The 17,116-nt window shown below is 62.5% G+C and carries 12 protein-coding genes; 7 read left to right on the forward strand and 5 right to left on the reverse strand.

The features are described 5' to 3' along the window. Positions 1-996 precede the first annotated feature (996 nt). Positions 997-1,473 carry an SMI1/KNR4 family protein gene (locus OJ996_RS16330; protein ID WP_264514695.1) on the reverse strand — a complete coding sequence of 159 codons (477 nt, stop codon included), beginning with the start codon at positions 1,471-1,473 and terminating at the stop codon, positions 997-999. 515 nt (positions 1,474-1,988) lie between these two features. Here OJ996_RS16330 and OJ996_RS16335 point away from each other — a divergent pair. From OJ996_RS16335 to OJ996_RS16350, 4 genes are all read left to right on the forward strand, one after another. Then, positions 1,989-3,497, forward strand: coding sequence for a cellulose synthase family protein (locus OJ996_RS16335; protein ID WP_264514696.1), 1,509 nt, complete (start codon positions 1,989-1,991; stop codon positions 3,495-3,497). Positions 3,498-3,511: 14 nt separating this feature from the next. Then, a complete protein-coding gene (locus OJ996_RS16340) occupies positions 3,512-4,138 on the forward strand; it encodes a L,D-transpeptidase (RefSeq protein ID WP_264514697.1) in 627 nt (208 codons plus the stop codon). A 118-nt stretch (positions 4,139-4,256) separates the two neighbouring features. Next, complete coding sequence (gene rpsT / locus OJ996_RS16345; protein WP_264514698.1) at positions 4,257-4,520, forward strand: 30S ribosomal protein S20; 264 nt, start codon at positions 4,257-4,259, stop codon at positions 4,518-4,520. 77 nt (positions 4,521-4,597) lie between these two features. Then, positions 4,598-4,834: a hypothetical protein gene (locus OJ996_RS16350; RefSeq protein WP_264514699.1), complete on the forward strand. Its 237-nt coding sequence runs from the start codon at positions 4,598-4,600 to the stop codon at positions 4,832-4,834. A 218-nt stretch (positions 4,835-5,052) separates the two neighbouring features. Here OJ996_RS16350 and pheT read toward each other — a convergent pair whose 3' ends face one another. Both pheT and pheS read right to left on the reverse strand, forming a co-directional pair. Beyond that, a complete protein-coding gene (gene pheT / locus OJ996_RS16355) occupies positions 5,053-7,431 on the reverse strand; it encodes a phenylalanine--tRNA ligase subunit beta (protein WP_264514700.1) in 2,379 nt (792 codons plus the stop codon). 45 nt (positions 7,432-7,476) lie between these two features. Beyond that, the gene (pheS, locus tag OJ996_RS16360; RefSeq protein ID WP_264514701.1) at positions 7,477-8,493 is read right to left on the reverse strand and encodes a phenylalanine--tRNA ligase subunit alpha; all 1,017 of its coding nucleotides are present in this window, start codon (positions 8,491-8,493) and stop codon (positions 7,477-7,479) included. An 85-nt stretch (positions 8,494-8,578) separates the two neighbouring features. Here pheS and OJ996_RS16365 point away from each other — a divergent pair, with 85 nt between their 5' ends. Further along, positions 8,579-9,622: a glycoside hydrolase family 43 protein gene (locus OJ996_RS16365; RefSeq protein WP_264514702.1), complete on the forward strand. Its 1,044-nt coding sequence runs from the start codon at positions 8,579-8,581 to the stop codon at positions 9,620-9,622. Between the two features lie 61 nt (positions 9,623-9,683). On the opposite strand, the gene OJ996_RS16370 is transcribed toward OJ996_RS16365, so the two are convergent. Together OJ996_RS16370 and OJ996_RS16375 are read right to left on the reverse strand one after the other, a co-directional pair. After that, positions 9,684-11,252 carry an RNA polymerase sigma factor gene (locus tag OJ996_RS16370; protein WP_264514703.1) on the reverse strand — a complete coding sequence of 523 codons (1,569 nt, stop codon included), beginning with the start codon at positions 11,250-11,252 and terminating at the stop codon, positions 9,684-9,686. A 98-nt stretch (positions 11,253-11,350) separates the two neighbouring features. Then, positions 11,351-12,328: a nitric oxide synthase oxygenase gene (locus OJ996_RS16375; RefSeq protein ID WP_264514704.1), complete on the reverse strand. Its 978-nt coding sequence runs from the start codon at positions 12,326-12,328 to the stop codon at positions 11,351-11,353. A gap of 127 nt (positions 12,329-12,455) precedes the next feature. Here OJ996_RS16375 and purU point away from each other — a divergent pair, with 127 nt between their 5' ends. Both purU and OJ996_RS16385 read left to right on the forward strand, forming a co-directional pair. Beyond that, positions 12,456-13,316, forward strand: coding sequence for a formyltetrahydrofolate deformylase (gene purU / locus OJ996_RS16380; RefSeq protein WP_264514705.1), 861 nt, complete (start codon positions 12,456-12,458; stop codon positions 13,314-13,316). Positions 13,317-13,678: 362 nt separating this feature from the next. Next, on the forward strand, positions 13,679-17,032 hold the full coding sequence (locus OJ996_RS16385; RefSeq protein WP_264514706.1) for a hypothetical protein: 3,354 nt from the start codon (positions 13,679-13,681) through the stop codon (positions 17,030-17,032). The last annotated feature ends 84 nt before the right edge of the window (positions 17,033-17,116 follow it).

The raw sequence follows: 17,116 nt of genomic DNA on the forward strand, positions 1-17,116 counted from the left end.
ACCTCTGCGGAACTTTCGCCTTCGATGGTGTCGGTGGTCGAGTCACAGGCCGAACCCCTGTGTGAAGCCCCATGACCATCTGCGGGCACGGCAATCGGGGCAACGCCGTAAACAGAAACACAGCCACTCAACTCCAGCTAGTAAGCCATGAAGCAGCCATGCTCCAACAAAAGAGGCTACAAGGAAGAGAGGGGCGGCTAAGAGCCACCACCAGCCAAGTGATGCAGTGTATGACCGTAGCAGTGCAGTCAAAAGACCTCCAGCGACCCCAGCCAGCGTGACAATCATGAGCCCACAAGAAATACCGGGCAGGAATCCTCGTCCTTCTGTGTGCTGGCAGGATCTGCACTTGTAGATCACGGCGAGGCGCTCTCGGAGTTAGGCGAACGCAGAATCCTCCTACGCCCGACCGGGGGCGAGGCTTCGACTGCGGGTTGGGGTTGTAGCGGTCATGACGCTGGAGATGGCGGCGGGTCAGGGGTTAGGAAGGACGGTTCGGCAGGCCTTGCGTTCGTCTCTCAAATCGGACGGCGGAACAATAAGCCGCGAAACCACCCGTCTCGTAGTCATAGGCTCGCCAGCGGAGCTCATCCAACCCGTGATCTCGAATGTCCTCGAATTCAAGACCAAGAATCTGCCATGAATCAGGGAAAGAGATCTGTGCAGGTCCCTCCATGATGACAGCCACTCGATCGGCCACGGGGTCATCCAAGTCACCCACAAGTTCCATTACCAATCGCCTCCCAAGGCCTTCGATATCGTTGCGGTAAAATTCGAGGCTTAGACGCCAGATGTCCGTGCACCGCATGAACGTGCCTCCCGGAATCAGATCACGAACATCTTCGTATCCCGGGAGTGTGGAAATGGTGCGTGGTAATTCCATTTTGAACCGAACGTCAAAGTGTAGGCGACCAGCGGGCTGAGGTGGAGCCTGAATTTATCAGTGAAGCAGACTACCCCGCGGGGTTGCCTACCATGGCGTGTTCTCCCGGTTTTTCATTCGGTGAGGAAGACGCGAATCGAGGTGTCGACCGGAACCAGGAACTCCTCCCAATCCTGATCCTTCTCAAATTCGTAGCTCTCGTGCTCGAAAATGAAGATCCCGGGCAATAGCGTGCCGGTCTCCGAGAAAACGTATCCGCTGGCGTCAGCGTTGCCCCAATCGACAAACGGCACGAAGCGCTTGGCGATCTCGGGGTGCGTCTCTTGGAACCAATCTCTGACGTCGGACGTGTGTTCCGGCAGCTTCGAAATCGGCAGGAAAAACCAAAGGGTCTCGCCGCCGCGTGATGTTCCGAAACCGTCGTATTCCGCATAAAGCTGCTTGAACTCATCGGGCATCGCGTAACCGATCGCCTTCTCGAACTCGGCGATGGAAGCTGCCGTGGCGGGAGAACCCAGAATGAGGGAATCCGGATCGTCGGGGTTGTCGACTTTGTGAAACTCAACGATGCACTTGTGCCATTCGGACATTGAGGTGGCTTCTTGTTGGGTGTATTCCTTCGGCTTGTCTCAGCCACAAAGCGTCAACAGAACTATCGTGAGCAGGCTTAACCTCGAGGACATTCTCTGGAGAACGGCAAAGATGAGCCACGACGCTACCTAGCGCGGGCCATGCGGCGCTTGGTACCGGATCAAAGGGACAAGGTGACTCTTTGAAGGGGTTTCCAGGTGTGGATGGGGACGAGGTCGTGGCGGCTCCTGAAAGATCTGTTTCCGCTTTCGCGTTTCCTCCTCCCGCCTCGGCTGCCGGGTTCCGGAATCCATGTGTTGAACGAAACGGCAATTGCTGGAATCCAAGAGGTAATGCCAATCCTGCTCCACTCGGGGAGGGTGGAAATCAGCGGTTGCAATTCCATGAAACCGGTCACCGGTTTCGCGGCTTGACTTGGCGGGTCGAACCTGTTGGCCTCCGGCCCGCCGGGAATCCATACCTGCCGCATCCCGAGTAAGCGGCACGGGGATTCCCGCCAACAACCACGAGCCACATGGACCTTTCCTCTCCTCTCTGGTACTTTTCCTACATTGTCGTTCTGGCTGGCTTGGCAGGCTTCGGCTTCCACCGCCTGTGCATCGTTTACCTGTACCTGCGCCACGCGAAGAAGTCGCCGCAGCCGAAGGAGATCTTCACGGATCTGCCGTTGGTGACGATCCAGCTGCCGGTCTTCAACGAGATGCACGTGGTCGACCGTCTTTTGGATTCGGTGGCCAAGCTGGATTACCCGCAGGACAAGATGCAGATCCAGGTGCTGGACGACTCAACCGACGAGACGACGGCGATCTGCGCGGCCGGGGTGGAGCGCCTGCGTGCGCAAGGCTTTGACGCCGAGATGATTCACCGCGACGACCGGACGGGCTTCAAGGCCGGGGCGCTGGAGCACGGCACCCAATTCGCCAAGGGCGAGCTGCTCTTCATCCTGGATGCGGACTTCGTGCCGAATCCGGACGTGCTGCAGAAGACGGTGCACTACTTCTCCGACGAGAAGATCGGCATGATCCAGACCCGCTGGGGTCACCTGAACCGCACCTTCAACGTGCTGACCCGGATCCAGGCGATGTTCCTGGACGGTCACCTGGAGCTGGAGCAGACGGCGCGCAACCGCAGCGGCCGCTTCTTCACCTTTAACGGCACCGCGGGGATCTGGCGGAAGAGCTGCATCGCCGATGCGGGCGGCTGGGAGCACGACACGCTGACGGAGGACATGGACCTGTCCTACCGCGCGCAGCTGAAGGGCTGGCGCTTCATCTTCCTGAACGAAGTCGAGACCCCGGCCGAGCTGCCGGTGGACATGGACGGCTTCAAGAGCCAGCAGCACCGCTGGACCAAGGGCTCGATCCAGGTCTGCAAGAAGGTGCTGCCCGCGATCTGGAAGGCGAAGGTGCCGCTCTACATCAAGATGGAGGCGACGGCGCACCTGACCTCGAACTTCGCCTACCTGATGCTGATCTGCCTGTGCTTCCTGATCTACCCGAACCAGCAGGCGGCGCCGGACTTCGGCCAGTGGACGACGTACATCATCAATATCCCGATCTTCTTCTTCGCCTCCGTGTCGGTGGTGGTGTTCTACATCACGGCGCAGCGCGCGCTGCGCCCGGGTGCCTGGTGGAAGGAACTGCCGTACCTGCCGCTGCTGCTGGCGCTGGGAATCGGGATGTCCATCAATAATGCGAAGGCGGTGCTCGAGGCCCTCTTCAACCACCAGACCGCCTTCGTGCGGACGCCGAAGTACGGGATCGGCCAGAAGGCCAAGACCGATTGGAAGAAAAGCAGTTACAAGGCGATGAAGACGCTGACGCCGGTGGTGGAACTGCTGTTCGGCTTCTTCTTCCTGTTCGTGGTGGTGGAGGCGGCGCTGAACAACCGCATCTCTTCTGCAATTCTTCTGCTTCCCTTCCCGGTCGGTTTCTTCTATACATCGCTTTCGTCGATGGCCCGCTTGCTGCCCTCCGGTCGCGTTGCCTCGGACTCCACTGCTGAAAACACCACGGAATCCTAGAAGCACCCCACCACATGATCCAACGAATCCTGCGCTACGCTGTCGCAGCTTCCTTGCTTTTGCCCGCATCCCTGTCGCTTACAAGCTGCGGCAGCTCCAAAGACACTCGCAGCCAGATGGTAGTGAGTGTCAACGACCAGCGCATGCTGCTGGTCCGCGATGGCAAGCCCGTAAAACAGTACGTTGTCTCCACTTCGAAGTTCGGAATCGGCTCGAAGAACGGGAGCAACTATACGCCGCTCGGCCAGATGGAAGTCGCCCGCAAGATCGGCGGCGGCTATCCGGCGGGCGCGGTCTTCAAGAGCCGCCGCCCCACCGGGGAGGTGATCCAGCCGAATGCACCCGGGCGCGACCCGATCGTGGGCCGCATCATGTGGCTGCATGGCAAGGAGGCCCAGAATTCCAATACCTTCAAGCGCTGCGTCTACATCCACGGGACCCCCGAGGAGTGGCGCCTCGGCACGCCGGCCTCCTACGGCTGCGTGCGGATGAGCATGAAGGATGTCGTCGATCTCTACGACCGGATCGGTGAAGGCGCCGAAGTCCGCATCATGCGGGGCTCGCTGCTGGAGACCTGGGCCGGTCAAGAGTATGCCCGCAAGCACTCGCCGCAGTTGCTCGAGGGCTATGCCCAACTGTAATTCCTCGCTCCCGAGCGAGAGACTTGCTTGACAGGGGCGGCTCTGTCCCTACATTGCCGCCCCCGCGCGACCCCGCTCGCGCGAACCGTCCGTTTCCGTCCCTATTTTTTTCGTTACCATGGCCAATCACAAGTCCGCCCTGAAGCGCGTCCGCCAGACCAAGGTCCGCACCGAGCGCAACCGCACCCGCAAGACCGCGATCAAGGTCCTGCGCAAGAAGACCGCTGCTGCCGTCGTCGCCGCCGACAAGAAGGCCGCCGACCAGTCGCTGCCTGAGTATTTCGCCGTCGTTGACAAGGCCGCCAAGAAGGGCCTCATTCACAAGAACAAGGCTTCCAACCTGAAGCGGAAGGCCGCCAAGGCCGTGGCTTCGATTGCCTGAGCCGCTTCACGGACGGTTATTGGATTTCCCTGAAGCGGCCCCGGATTCCGGTGCCGCTTCTTCCTTTTTGATAGCCCATGAGTTCCGCGCCCCAAGAGCCTGAATCCCGCCAAGCCAAGGCGGCCAAGATCGCCGCGAGCCCCGCGAACTACAAGGTTTGCGAGGGATGTGATTCGATCGTGGGGGCAGGCGCGGTGCTGTGCCCGAATTGCCATAGCTACCGCTTCGATGCCTCGGCGGAGCGGGTGATCCAGCAGGCGAATGCACTGGGATCGAGGGAGCAGACCTCGGTGACGGCGGGGGATTTGAGCTGAGGCGCTTTTGGCGAATCACTAATCGCCAATCTTCCGATCATCAATCGGACTGCGCTTCGCGGGGATTGATGGGGAGTGGTTGGGAGGGGGCTATTTGAGGTGGGGAGGCTTTAGGTTCTCCATCATGGTGGGGAGAAGGGGATACGCCCCCAGCCGGACCGCGCGGAGCGACGGTCCCTGCCTAGGCCCGGTTGAGGGGGCCGTGGTGCAGGCGGGCCTCAGCGGCGGGCGACGGGGAGGGCGGCGAGGAGGGCGGTGACGACGGTGGTGTGGGCGGCGTCGATTTCCTCGGCCTTCAGGGTGCGGTCGGAGGCGCGGTAGTGGATGCGGTAGGCGATGGACTTCTTGTCCGCGGCGAGCTTTTCGCCGGAGGGATCGCTGAAGACATCGAAGCACTCGAAGCCGGTGAGGAGGGGCTCCTTGATCTTGGCGAAGGCTTTCTCGATCTCGGCATTTGCGAGGGAGGCCGGGGCTTCCATGGCGAGGTCGCGGGAGGAACCGGGGAAGAGCGGGAGATCGGTGATGTCGGTCTTGCCCGCGACGAGCTTGCGGAGCTTCGGCAGGTCGAGCTCGGCGACGAAGATTGCGGAAGGGGCGTCCAGCTCGCGTTGGCGCGAGGGCAGGATCATGGCGAAGGTGCCGATATTCTGGGCATCCGCCTGGATGTCGCAGGCGAGCGCGAAGCCATCGCGGTTCCGGGGGAGGAACTGGAGCGAGGCGACGGGGACGAGGGCGGCGATGGCGGCCTTCAGGTCGTAGAGGTCGGCGGTGGAGTCGCCGCGGGACCAGCCAGAGGGAAGCGCGGGGCCGGAGAGGAGGATGGCGAGCGAGTCGCTTTCGAGGTCCTTGGCCTTGCCGCCGCCGGCATTGCGGAAGACGCGGCCGATTTCGAAGAGGCGAAGGGCCTTGGTGCCTTGGCGGATATTGCGCGCGGCGGAGGCGACGAGGCCGGGGACGATGCTCGGGCGCATGACGGCGTGGTCCTCGCTGAGAGGGAGGCTGACGCGGATGGTATCGCCGGGGAGCAGGGGCTTGAGCGGCAGGGCGTCGGTGAGCTGGGCGTCCGCGATGAGCTTGATGGTCTGGCACTCGTGGAAGCCGAGGCCGGCGAGGCGTTCGCGGAGGCGCATGTCGGCATCGTAGGCGGTATCGACGGCGCTGGAGGGGACGAAGGTGCCGCTGAAGCGGGAGGGCACGGCATCGAGGCCTTTTACGCGGACGATTTCCTCGACGAGATCGATGTGGCGCTGGAGGTCGGCGCGGAAGGAGGGGACGGACCAGGTGCCGTCGGTGGTCTTCGAGAGGCCGAGTCGGGTGAGGATGGTGGCGGCTTCGTCGTGAGCGATGCTGGCGCCGGTGAGCTGGTCGAGCTTGGCGAGATCGAGGGCGACGGGCTGCGTGAGGACGGGCGGCTGGCCGGCGCTCATGGTGGCCGGGGCGGCGGTGCCACCGGCGATTTCGAGGATGAGCTTCACCGCGAGGGCGGAGGCGGGCAGGACGCCATCGGGATTCACGCCGCGCTCGAAGCGGTAGGAGGAATCCGAGGAGAGGGCGGTGCGGCGCGAGGTGCGGCGGATGAGGGAGGGGGTGAAGTAGGCCGACTCCAGCAGGATATCGGTGGTGGACTCGGTGACGCCGCTTTCGGAGCCGCCCATGACGCCGCCGAGGGCGAGGGCGCTGCCGGCTTCATCGGAGATCACGCAGTCCTCGGCTTGGAGCGTGTAGGTCGCGCCATCGAGGGCGAGGAACTCTTCGGCTTCCTTCGCGGTGCGGATGACGAGGGCGCCGGAGACCTTGGCGGCATCGAAGGCGTGGAGGGGCTGGCCGAGCTCGTGGAGGACGAAGTTCGTGATATCGACGATGTTGTTGATCGGGCGCAGGCCGATGGATTCGAGGCGCTGGGCGAGCCATGCGGGGCTTTCGGCGACTTTCACGCCGGAGATCCTCACAGCGCTGTAGAAGGGGCAGGAGCCGGGGGCCTCGATGCGGACGCCGGAATCGGTGGCGGGTGCGGGAGCCGGGATCTTGAGCGGTGCGAGCGGGACTTCCAGCAGGGTGGCCATTTCGCGGGCCATGCCGTAGTGGCTGAGGAGGTCCGGGCGGTTCGGGGTGACCTCGACTTCGAGGAGGACGTCGCTCTCGAAGAGCTCCTTGACCGGCTTGCCGATGGGCGAGTCGGGCGGGAGGATGAGGAGGCCATCGACGGCGTCGACAAGGCCGATCTCGCTGGCGGAGCAGAGCATGCCCTTGGACTCGACGCCGCGCATTTTGGCTTCGCCGATGGTGAAGCCGCCGGGGAGGGCAGCGCCGGGAAGGGCGCAGGGGACGCGGTCGCCGACCTTGTAGTTCTGGGCGCCGCAGACGATTTGGCGGAGCTGGCCTTCACCGGCATCGACCTGGGTGACCTTGAGCTTGTCGGCGTTCGGGTGTTGAACGGCCTCCATGATCTGGGCGACTACGATCTTGTCGGAGGAGATGCCTTTTACCTCGATGCCTTCGACCTCGACACCTGCAAAGGTGAGGAGCTTGTCGAGTTCTTCGGGCGATTTGCCCTTGAGATCCACATGCGTCGCAAGCCAGTTCAGCGAAACGTTCATAGCCAAAAATCTTCCGTGTTATCCGTGTAAAACCGTGGGTGCTTCTCAGGCGAATTGCTTGAGGAAGCGGGCGTCGTTTTCGATCAGGAGGCGGATGTCCTTGATGCCCCAGCGGATCATGGCGAGGCGGTCGAGGCCCATGCCGAAGGCGAAGCCGGTGACCTTCTCCGGGTTATAGGCGTCGTCCTTGCGGCCCTTGTTGATCTGCTCGAAGACGGCGGGATCGACCATGCCGCAGCCGGCGACTTCGATCCAGCGCGGGTCCTGGCCCTTCACGTGGAGCTTCACGTCGATCTCGAAGCTGGGCTCGGTGAAGGGGAAGAAGTGGGGGCGGAAGCGGACTTCCGTGGCGGAGCCGAAGAGCTCGCGGAGGAAGTATTCGAGGGTGCCCTTGAGATCGCCGAGGGAGACGTCCTTGTCCACGTAGAGGCCTTCGAGCTGGTTGAAGACGGAGAGGTGGGTGGCATCGATCTCATCGCGGCGGTAGGCCGAACCGGGGGCGATGATGCGAACCGGGGCGACCTGGGTCTCCATGGTGCGGACTTGGACCGAGGAGGTGTGGGTGCGCAGGAGCTTGCCGGAATCGAAGTAGAAGGTGTCCTTTTCGTTCCGTGCCGGGTGATCGGCGGGGGTGTTGAGGGCGTCGAAGCAGTGGAACTCGTCCTCGATCTCCGGGCCTTCGGCGAGGGCAAAGCCCATGCGGCGGAGAATGGAGATGGCCTGGTGGCGGAGAATGGTCAGAGGGTGGAGCGAGCCGTGATGGAGGGCGCGGGCGGGGAGGGTGAGGTCGATGCCTTCGAGCGCCTTCTTGTCGGCGGCGTCCTGCAGGGCGAGCTGCTTCTCCTCAAGGGCGGCGGTGATGGCGCCGCGGGCGGTATTGAGCAGGGCGCCGACGGCGGCTTTCTCCTCCTTCGGGACGTCGCGCATGCCGGCGGAGACTTCGGTGAGGGTGCCCTTCTTGCCGAGCACGGCCACGCGGGCGTCTTCGAGCGCACGGGCTTCGGTGGCGGCGGCGATGCGGGCCAATGCCTCGGTCTGAATGGCTTCGATCTGGTCCTTCATGGGAAAGCGGGGCGCAGGGATTAGCCGCTGGCGGGCCGAGAGTCAAAGGCTTGTCTTCACCGTATGGGCGGGGGAGCGTCCCGGGATGAAGAGGCAATATTTCCTGCTGTGCGGATTGGTCCCGGCTCTGGCGGCGGTGACACCGGCGAGTGGGGAGGACGGGGCGTGGGTGATGGCGTATTTCCGCCAGCGGTATGAGGGGCGGGTGGAGATTGATGCGCAGGGGAAGGAGCATCAGGTGCCGCTGCCGGACCCGATGGCGGTGGAGCGCTTGCACCTGGCGATCTCGGAGGACGGAAGTACTTGGAAGCCGCTGAACGAGAACAAGCCGGTGTGGGAGCAGCGACTGCGAGATCCGTTCGTGAAAAAGGGGAAGGACGGGCTGTGGCACCTGATGGGCACGGGTGGCGGTCGTCAGCGGAAGGCGGAGGACGGTCCGGTGTGCTTGCACGCGGTGTCGAAGGATCTACTGAAATGGGATCTGGTGGAGGCGCTGCCGCTGATGAAGGGTGTGAAGGACGAGCAGGGGCGGCCGGCGCGGAACATCTGGGCGCCGGAGTGGTTCGCGGACGAGCGGAGCGGGGAGACGGTGCTGATCTGGTCCTCCTCGTTCGAGGATGCGGGCTGGAAGAAGAGCCGGCTGTGGTATTCGCGGACGAAGGATTGGAAGGAGTTCAGCCCGGCGAAGGTGCTATTCACGCCGCCTTACTCGGTGATCGACGGCAACCTGCTGGAGAAGGACGGGAAGTACTATCTCTTCCATAAGGAAGAGGAGTTCAGCCGCGAAACGGGAGAGCGGCGGGCGATCCGGGTGGCGGTGGCAGATGCCTTGGAAGGGCCCTACACGATCCATGAGGGACCGCTGAACAAGGGGCAGATCGTGCCGGTGATCACGGAGGGGCCGAGCATCATGCCGGATCCGAAAGGGAAGGGGTGGTTGCTACTTTATGATTACTGCATGACCAACCGATTCGGGCTGTCGGCATCGGACAACCTGTTCGATTGGAAGGTGGAGGAGTCGGCGAGTTTTCCGGCGGACGCGAGGCATGGGAGTGCGCTCCGGGTTACGGCGGAAGAGCAGGAGGGCTTGAAGAAGGCGTTTCCGGAGGGATCGGTTTCCGGGGATTAGCGGCTGTTGGAGTCGCGCAGCCGGAAGCACGAGAGTGCTTCCGCTACGATGGATTCATATCTCACTCGTCATCGAGGAAGTCGTGGCCGCCTTCTTGGGCGGCGGAGAGGCCTTGGATGAGCTTGAGGGTCGCCTCGGTTTCCTTAATGAGAAGATCGAGATCGGTGGGGTCAAAGGTGGCGAAAGTCGAGTCATCCGGATTGCGGGCCCGGGCTTCTTCGAAGGTCTTAAGGTCTTCATTGAAGGCGGTCAGTTGCTCGGGAGTGAGAAGCGCGCGGAACTGCGAGATGAAAGCGGCATCGGTCTGGGGCGCGCTGCTGACTCCCATGCTGAAGGAACGGCCGCTTTTATCGATGGGGTCGCCGATCACCCTGACTTTGTCGGCGAGGCGTGCCCGGATGGCGATGTAGTCATTCTCAGGAAGAGCGCCGCGGGAGCAGGCGTCGCTTGCCAGCAGTAGTTCAACCAAGGGCAGAGGTTTGCGGGTGATCTCCTCCAGCCCTTGTTTCTCGGCTGCCAGTTGGCGCTGAAGGAAGTCGCGCACGACCTGGTCGGCTGCCGTCGTTTGCTCAGCGGAAAGTTCGAAAGATCTCCGCAGTGGTACGGAGCTCAATCCGATCTTGCTATCGTAGGCTTGATAGAAGCGGGTGAAGAGTTGGTGCGCCACATCGGCCCGGTTAATCACCAGTCCGGCGAGATCCCGGGAGCGTTTGGTACGATCTTCGCCGTAAGTGGCGACGAGACGATCCAAAGTCTTTTGAGTCTCGGAGCCGATGGAGGAGGAAGTAGTTTGGAAATTGCCGGTGGTTGGGGATGGTCCGGCAGTTTGGCTCGTAAGCAGAGCGGGATGCCGGGTCTGTAGGAAGAAGGATGAGGTAGCGATGAGCAGAGCCAAGGTGGCAAGAATGATGGCTGGCTTTTTCGACATAAGGAGAGCGGGTAAAGTGAAAGTGGATGATGCCGGTGTGGCTCGCAGCGCGGTAGTGATGGAGGCGGAAAGGGAGTTGGCGGTGGCGAGACTCGCTTCGGCGTTCGAGGCGAGGCCGTGGGTGAGGCCTGCCGCTAGTCCGGCAGCCGGAGCGCAGCCGCGGCGCGTGAGTTGGAGGCGGAGCCGTTCAATGGCGCGGTCCAGGCGCTTCTGGGCGGCATCGACGCTGATGGATAGTGCGGTGGCGATCTCGCGGATGCTCAGGGAGCGATAATGACGCAGGAGGATGGTATGGCGGTCCGCATGAGAAAGCGCGGCGAGCGCTTCATCGAGAACCGGCTCCAAGGGTTTCCAGATTGTCTGCGGGTTGTCCTCGGAGTTCACGGCATCAAGATGCTGGCCCAGTTCGTCGCGCTTGCGGTTCTCGCGCTTCGCGAGTTGAAGAAGATTGCGGGCCTGCATGGCTCCGGTGACGTGAAGCCAGCCGGCGAGAGAGTCGCGGCAGGCAAGGGTGCCGGCCTTGCGGGCGAGGGTGATGAAAGTGAGTTGGGAGGCCTCGGTGGCGAGATTGGCATCGCGGCCGACGCGGAGCGCTGCGTGATAAACCAGTCCGGCGTACCTCCTGACGAGCAGGGCAAAGGCTTGCTCGGAGCGCTGCTCCAGCCACTTCACCAGCAGTTCGGCATCGGAAAGATCGTCCATTTTCTGAGATGGACTGTTGTGTCGGCGATGAAAGCGGACACGAAATTTTTCAGTCCCTCGGAAAGACGGCTCCGATCCAGCAGGAAAGGCGGCAGCACTTACCAAGCCGGCGCCTGTTCGATGAAGGCGGGCTCGGGGCGCGAGTCGCTATAGTAGCGATGGAAGACCGGGCAGGCGGAGCCGGACATGGGCGGGACCAACCACGACCAATCACCAGGCACATCCCGCCCGCAGGCTTCCTCGTTCCGGAGGTGCTGCATGAACTGGAGGGAGGCGGTGTGGTGATCGACGATCGCGACTCCCGCCTCGCGGAACGAATGGATGACCGCGGTGTTCAGCTCGACCAAGGCGCGATCCTTCCAAAGCATCCGTCTCGCCTCGCGATCGAGATTCATCTTCTCCGCGATGAGTGGCAGGAGATTGTAGCGGGTTTCATCGCCAAAATTACGGGAGGCGATTTCCGTGCCCATGTAGTAGCCGCTGAAGGGTGCGGCAGTGAAGTGATGGCCGTGTCCGACCAGAGCCATGTCCGAGATGACCGGGACGGCATGCCACTTCAGGCCGAGGTCTGCGAACCATGGTAAGTCCGGATGGCTGATTAAAACCTCGAGAACGGCATTTGCAGGCAGAGAATAAAGGACAGGATCTTTCCCCGGGAGCTGGACGACGAGGGGAAGGAGATCGAAGCGACCGGGGACGGAAGGCGGTTTCCAACCGAGGGCGATAACGCGTTCCGTAAAGGCGGCTTGCTCCGGGTCTCCGAGGATCGAGCCATCGGCCAGGCGGTATCCGGCGTAGCGGATCAACTGACGATTCCAGATGCGGGGGCCGCTGCCGTCCGCTTCAGCCGGGGAGAAAAGGGTAACGGCGGAGCGGATCTTACCGTGGTTGGTGGAGAAGCGGAGGTGCTCCACGCAGGCTTCGAAGATCTCGTCCGAAGTCGTGGCGGAGCGGGCGTCGAGGAACTCCAATGTATTCCAGAAGAGACGCCCGATGCAGCGGGCATTATTCCGCCACGCGACCTTGGCAAGGGTGAGGAGCTCATCGGCAGAGGCGGCGGGTGCGGGTCCGGTCACGTGCTGAGAGAATGGGCAGCGGAGTAACGCACACCACTGGAAAGAGGAGAAAAGGCGGAAACCGCTGGGCCGGAGGGCAGGCTCCCGCCTTGCCATGAGGCCGGTCGGGCGTCTGAATCCGCGGCGCATGGCCCGTCCCGGATTGATCCTGAAGCTGAGCTGCCCCGACCAAGCCGGGATCGTCGCGAAGATCGCGAGCTATGTGGCGGGGCACCGGGGGAACCTGATCGAGTTCGCGCAGTTCACGGACAAGCTCTCGCTGCGCTTCTTCGCGAGGCTGGAGATCGAGACCGGTGAGCTGGATGTGGACCCGGAGGATTTCATCGAGGGCTTCGGGACTCTCGGGCGGTCCATGAAGGCGGTGTGGCACTTCCGCCGCCTGCCCTACAAGATGCGCACGGCGGTGCTGGTGACGAAGACCGACCACTGCCTGAACGAAATCCTGTGGCGCGCGGAGATCGGCGAGATGCCGGTGGAGATCACTTCGATCATCGGGAACCGCGATACCTGCCGCTCAATCGCGGAGCGGGCGGGGATTCCTTTCCATCTGGTGGAGATGGATGGAGACCGGAAGGCAGAAGGCTTCGCTGAGATCCGGAAGATCCTGGCGGACGAGGATGTGGAGCTGGCGGTACTTGCACGCTTCATGCAGATCCTGCCGGATGACTTCTGCCGGGATTTTGCGGGGCGCTTGATCAATATCCATCACAGCTTCCTGCCTGCCTTCATCGGGGCCAACCCCTACAAGCAGGCATACGAGCGCGGGGTGAAGCTGATCGGGGCGACCTGTCACTATGTCACTGCGGATCTGGATGCGGGTCCGATCATCGAGCAGGAGGTGGAGCGGGTGCAGCACTTCCACGCACCGAACGACTTGGTGCGACTGGGCCGGAATTGCGAGCGTATCGCGCTGGCGCGGGGGATCCGCTACCACGTCCATGACCGGACGATCATCGACGGGCACCGGGCGATCGTGTTTCCGGATTGAGACTCAGGCTTCAATGCCGGCGCCCAAGAGCGATTGTTGAGGGCGGCTGCGCATTTTTGAAATGAGATGAGAAAATCTGACAGCTTCTAGGCTCAGGCTGCGTAATCAACGGGTTAGGGTTGTGGCGTTGCCTGCGGAGTTGTGTGGGCGCGGTGTAAATGCGGGAATTTATTGATCCGTTAGAGCAACGAATCCTTGATTCTTTCGTCCAAGTTTCCAAGGTCTACCGCTGGATATGCGAGGGCTCCAAGGCTCCCGCTTCCTGACCAAAACAGACCAACCCAAGCTTGGGTGAGTAATGTCGGAGGCCCCGTCTCCGGGTATCTCGCGCCCAAGTAGACATACCCCTAACTCAAGAACCCATGATATACTCCCGATTCCGGGCAGTGCCGCAGACCCGTGCCTGCATGGTAGCACTCGCCGCCCTCGTGGTCCCCGTCCATGCCGGCACGTATACCAACGACTTCAGCGCGGATCCCTTTGCGACGTCCGTGCCTGTGAACCAAAGGCTAACCGCGTTCTCGAACCAAGCGGTGGGCAACGTCAACCGTCCCGGTTGGATCGCGACCGGTGGCGTAAGCAACTCCGGCTATCTGAAGTTGACCGATGCCGTAGGAAGCATCCGATCGACCATTGTCTTCCCGGATTTCGAACCGGGATTCAAGGTGGCGGGCTTCAACTTCGGGATCGATTGCCGGATCGGTGGCGGTGGCACGAATCCGGCGGACGGGTTCAGCATCAATTTCGCGCGCAAGGACGAGATCTACAATGACACGGTGATCACCACCGGAACCCCCTATGCGGGAACGAACAACGTGGGTCACACGGAAGCGGACCGGCATGAGGAAGGAACCCGCACCGGATTGGGCATCGGCTTCGACGCGTACTTCAGCGGTGGTGAAGACGTGATCGGCATCAGCGTGCGTGTGGATGACCAGCTGCTGCTGCAGGTCCCTCTGCCCAATCTCAATCGGGCGTCCACGGATCCCGGCTACGCGAACTCGCTCCAGACCGGACCCTTGATTGCCGGCACCGCGGCAGAGCGTGTGGCAGCCCTCGGATGGGGCCGCTTTGAAGTGGCCCTGAATCCCTCGAACGGGCGTCTCGATATCTGGTGGAAGGGGGTCAAGGTGGTTGATCAGCTCGAAACCAGCTTTGTTCCAAGCGCGGGACGTCTGGTGTTTGGCGCGCGCACCGGTGGCCAGAACCAGGTGCACCACTTCGACAACGTGACGCTGGAGACCTTCCCGGTGGAGGTGGCCGCGCTGACCACTGCGAAGGTGAATCACGATGGATTCGTCTTCCAGATCAGTGACTACGGCACGAACTCGGTGGTCACGCCTGCCCGTGTCACCTATCTGGAAATCGATGGAGCCCAAGTTACTCCCAACTCGGTGACGAAGTCCGGGGGTGTCACGACGATCACCTACGTGCCGCCGACGCCGTTTCCGCCGAACTATACGGTGCCGTTCCTGATCAATGCGACCGACCAGCTCAACCGCGAGGTCGGCTCATCGGCCGTGCTGACGACGCCGCTGCTGCCGGAGGAGTTCTACCTGACGAACGAGCCCTATCTCAACCAATGGGATATCCGCGAGATCCGGGGTGGAACCGTCACCGGTACGCCACCCTACAATTCGGCATTGTCGATCGCCGCGACTCCTCCGGGAACGCCGAACGATTACATCGCCCCGTACTTCAACATGTCCGATGACGTGGACTACGGCGGCCGCGGTTTCTTCAAGCGCGACCGGGCCTATGCCACGGGCGTAGCCGGGAACGATGACAATATGGTGGGGCTCGGCCGGACCAAGATCTCGATCACGGAAGCAGGCGACTACACCTTCCGCGTGCATAGCGATGATGGCTTCGCGCTGCGGGTCAACGGCGGGAGCTTCTCAAAGGTAGCAGGGCTGGGCCTGATCGATGGCTCGGACTCGTCGACCATCGCCTTCCTGAACGGCACCGGAGATTCGAACACGCGTGGCACGATCAATCTGCCGGTGGGTGAATACGACATCGACTTCCTGTGGTTCGAGGGCACCGGCGGTTCCTACGCCGAAGTCTCGTGGGCCAAGGGCGATCACACGGATGATCCGACGGGTGGCAAGTGGACGCTGGTGGGTGGCGAAAGCGACACGCCCTTCTTCCCGGCGGCTCCGCTCGATCTGCCGGCTCCGACGGGTGGCAACTGGAGCGTGCGGAACTATCACGGTGGTGCCAACGTGCCGGACCTGCGCTCGGCCTTCAACATGATCGCCAATCCCGGTGCCGCGACGATCACCAACGCCGCTGCGCCGGTGGTGAACTTCCGCGATCCGCAGAACGCCGGCTACGACGGTATCTTCCGCAACAACACGCCGTTCCCGATGGAGACGGTGGTGGCCGGGGCCGATGACAACCAGTTTGTCACGGTGGGTCGCTACGAGTTCGTGGCGCCGGCTGCGGGCGACTATAGCTTCGGTGTATCCGCTGACGATGGCTTCGCCTTCCGGATCCTGGGAGGTGCCTACCTGATTAATCATGCGGGTCCGATGAACAACGGCAGCGGTATCGATCCGCTCGATCCCTCGGCCTTCCTCAACTCCGCGTCCTCGAGCGATGTGACCTACGGTGTCTATCGGGTGCCCGCCGCGGGGACCTATACGGTGGAGGTGGTGCAGGTGGAGCAGGCCGGCGGGGCCTCGCTGGAAGTCGCATGGGCTCCCGGGAACTTCACCACGCGCAACGCGACCTCCGCGTGGCGACTGCTGGGGAACGATACGGCTCCCGGAATCCCGGTGGCGGCTCCGATCCTGCCGAACAATCTGTTCGACGATCTCCCGCCCGCTCCGGCGACGTATTGGTCGACGCGCTTCTACTATCCGGGAACGGGCATTGGTAACCTTGAAGCGGCTTACCCCGTGATCCTGAATCCGGCCACGCCGAAGAATACCGGGGTCTATCAGTTCCTGAACTTCCGGAACTTCGTGCCGGACGGTCAGATCGAAGGCACCTGGGTGAGCGGTCTCTTCCATGCGACGAATGCCACTGCGGCCTATCAGGTGCCAGCGGAACGCCAGTATCTGGGTGCTACCGGACTGGTGGACAACGTGGCGGCGATCGCGACCTCGCGGATCGTGATCCCGACTGCGGGCAACTACACCTTCGGCATCTCCTCGGACGACGGCTTCGCGCTGCGCGTGGTGGGAGCACCGAACGGCTTCCAGCGCGTTTCGGGAGCGGCGACAATCGACTCGGCGCAGACGAACACGGTGTATCGCCTGACGGGCAGCAACAATGCCCGTGCGGTGATCAACCTGCCGGCTGGCGAGTATGATCTGGAATTCGCCTACTACGAAGGTGGCGGCGAAGCTCACTTCGAGGTGTATGCCGTGGCTGGCGACTTCACGAATGATGCGGACAGCACGGGCTGGCGGATTATCGGGCATACGGCATCGGGCGGGCTTGGCCTGGCCGCACAGCCGGTGGTGCCGACCCTGCCGTCCTCGCTGGGTGGCTTCACGATCGGTGCGGGTGGAGCATTCAGCTTCAGCTGGGCCTCGCAGGATGGCGCGAACTACCACATCCAGTACTCGGCCGACCTGACGACCTGGCACGATCTGAACGAGAACTTCGCGGCGCAGCCGGGAGGCACGACGACCTTCACGGGCAACGTGGCGGATCTGACGCAGATCCCGCAGACTTCGAAGGTGTTCTTCCGTCTGGTGGATTGATCCGGCAGCTGATTATCGAGTCCCCGATCCGGCGTTTGTCGGGTCGGGGATTTTTTTGAGGGGGGAGGGACTTGTCGATCGAGA

The organism is Luteolibacter rhizosphaerae, from assembly GCF_025950095.1.
Lineage (GTDB): Bacteria > Verrucomicrobiota > Verrucomicrobiia > Verrucomicrobiales > Akkermansiaceae > Haloferula > Haloferula rhizosphaerae.

Coding starts and splice junctions, on each gene's coding strand:
- OJ996_RS16330 (WP_264514695.1), bottom strand. CDS start 1,473: ATGTCCGAATGGCACAAGTGCATCGTTGAGTTTCACAAAGTCGACAAC.
- purU (WP_264514705.1), top strand. CDS start 12,456: ATGGCCCGTCCCGGATTGATCCTGAAGCTGAGCTGCCCCGACCAAGCC.
- OJ996_RS16385 (WP_264514706.1), top strand. CDS start 13,679: ATGATATACTCCCGATTCCGGGCAGTGCCGCAGACCCGTGCCTGCATG.
- pheS (WP_264514701.1), bottom strand. CDS start 8,493: ATGAAGGACCAGATCGAAGCCATTCAGACCGAGGCATTGGCCCGCATC.
- OJ996_RS16340 (WP_264514697.1), top strand. CDS start 3,512: ATGATCCAACGAATCCTGCGCTACGCTGTCGCAGCTTCCTTGCTTTTG.
- rpsT (WP_264514698.1), top strand. CDS start 4,257: ATGGCCAATCACAAGTCCGCCCTGAAGCGCGTCCGCCAGACCAAGGTC.
- OJ996_RS16350 (WP_264514699.1), top strand. CDS start 4,598: ATGAGTTCCGCGCCCCAAGAGCCTGAATCCCGCCAAGCCAAGGCGGCC.
- OJ996_RS16335 (WP_264514696.1), top strand. CDS start 1,989: ATGGACCTTTCCTCTCCTCTCTGGTACTTTTCCTACATTGTCGTTCTG.
- OJ996_RS16365 (WP_264514702.1), top strand. CDS start 8,579: ATGAAGAGGCAATATTTCCTGCTGTGCGGATTGGTCCCGGCTCTGGCG.
- OJ996_RS16370 (WP_264514703.1), bottom strand. CDS start 11,252: ATGGACGATCTTTCCGATGCCGAACTGCTGGTGAAGTGGCTGGAGCAG.
- pheT (WP_264514700.1), bottom strand. CDS start 7,431: ATGAACGTTTCGCTGAACTGGCTTGCGACGCATGTGGATCTCAAGGGC.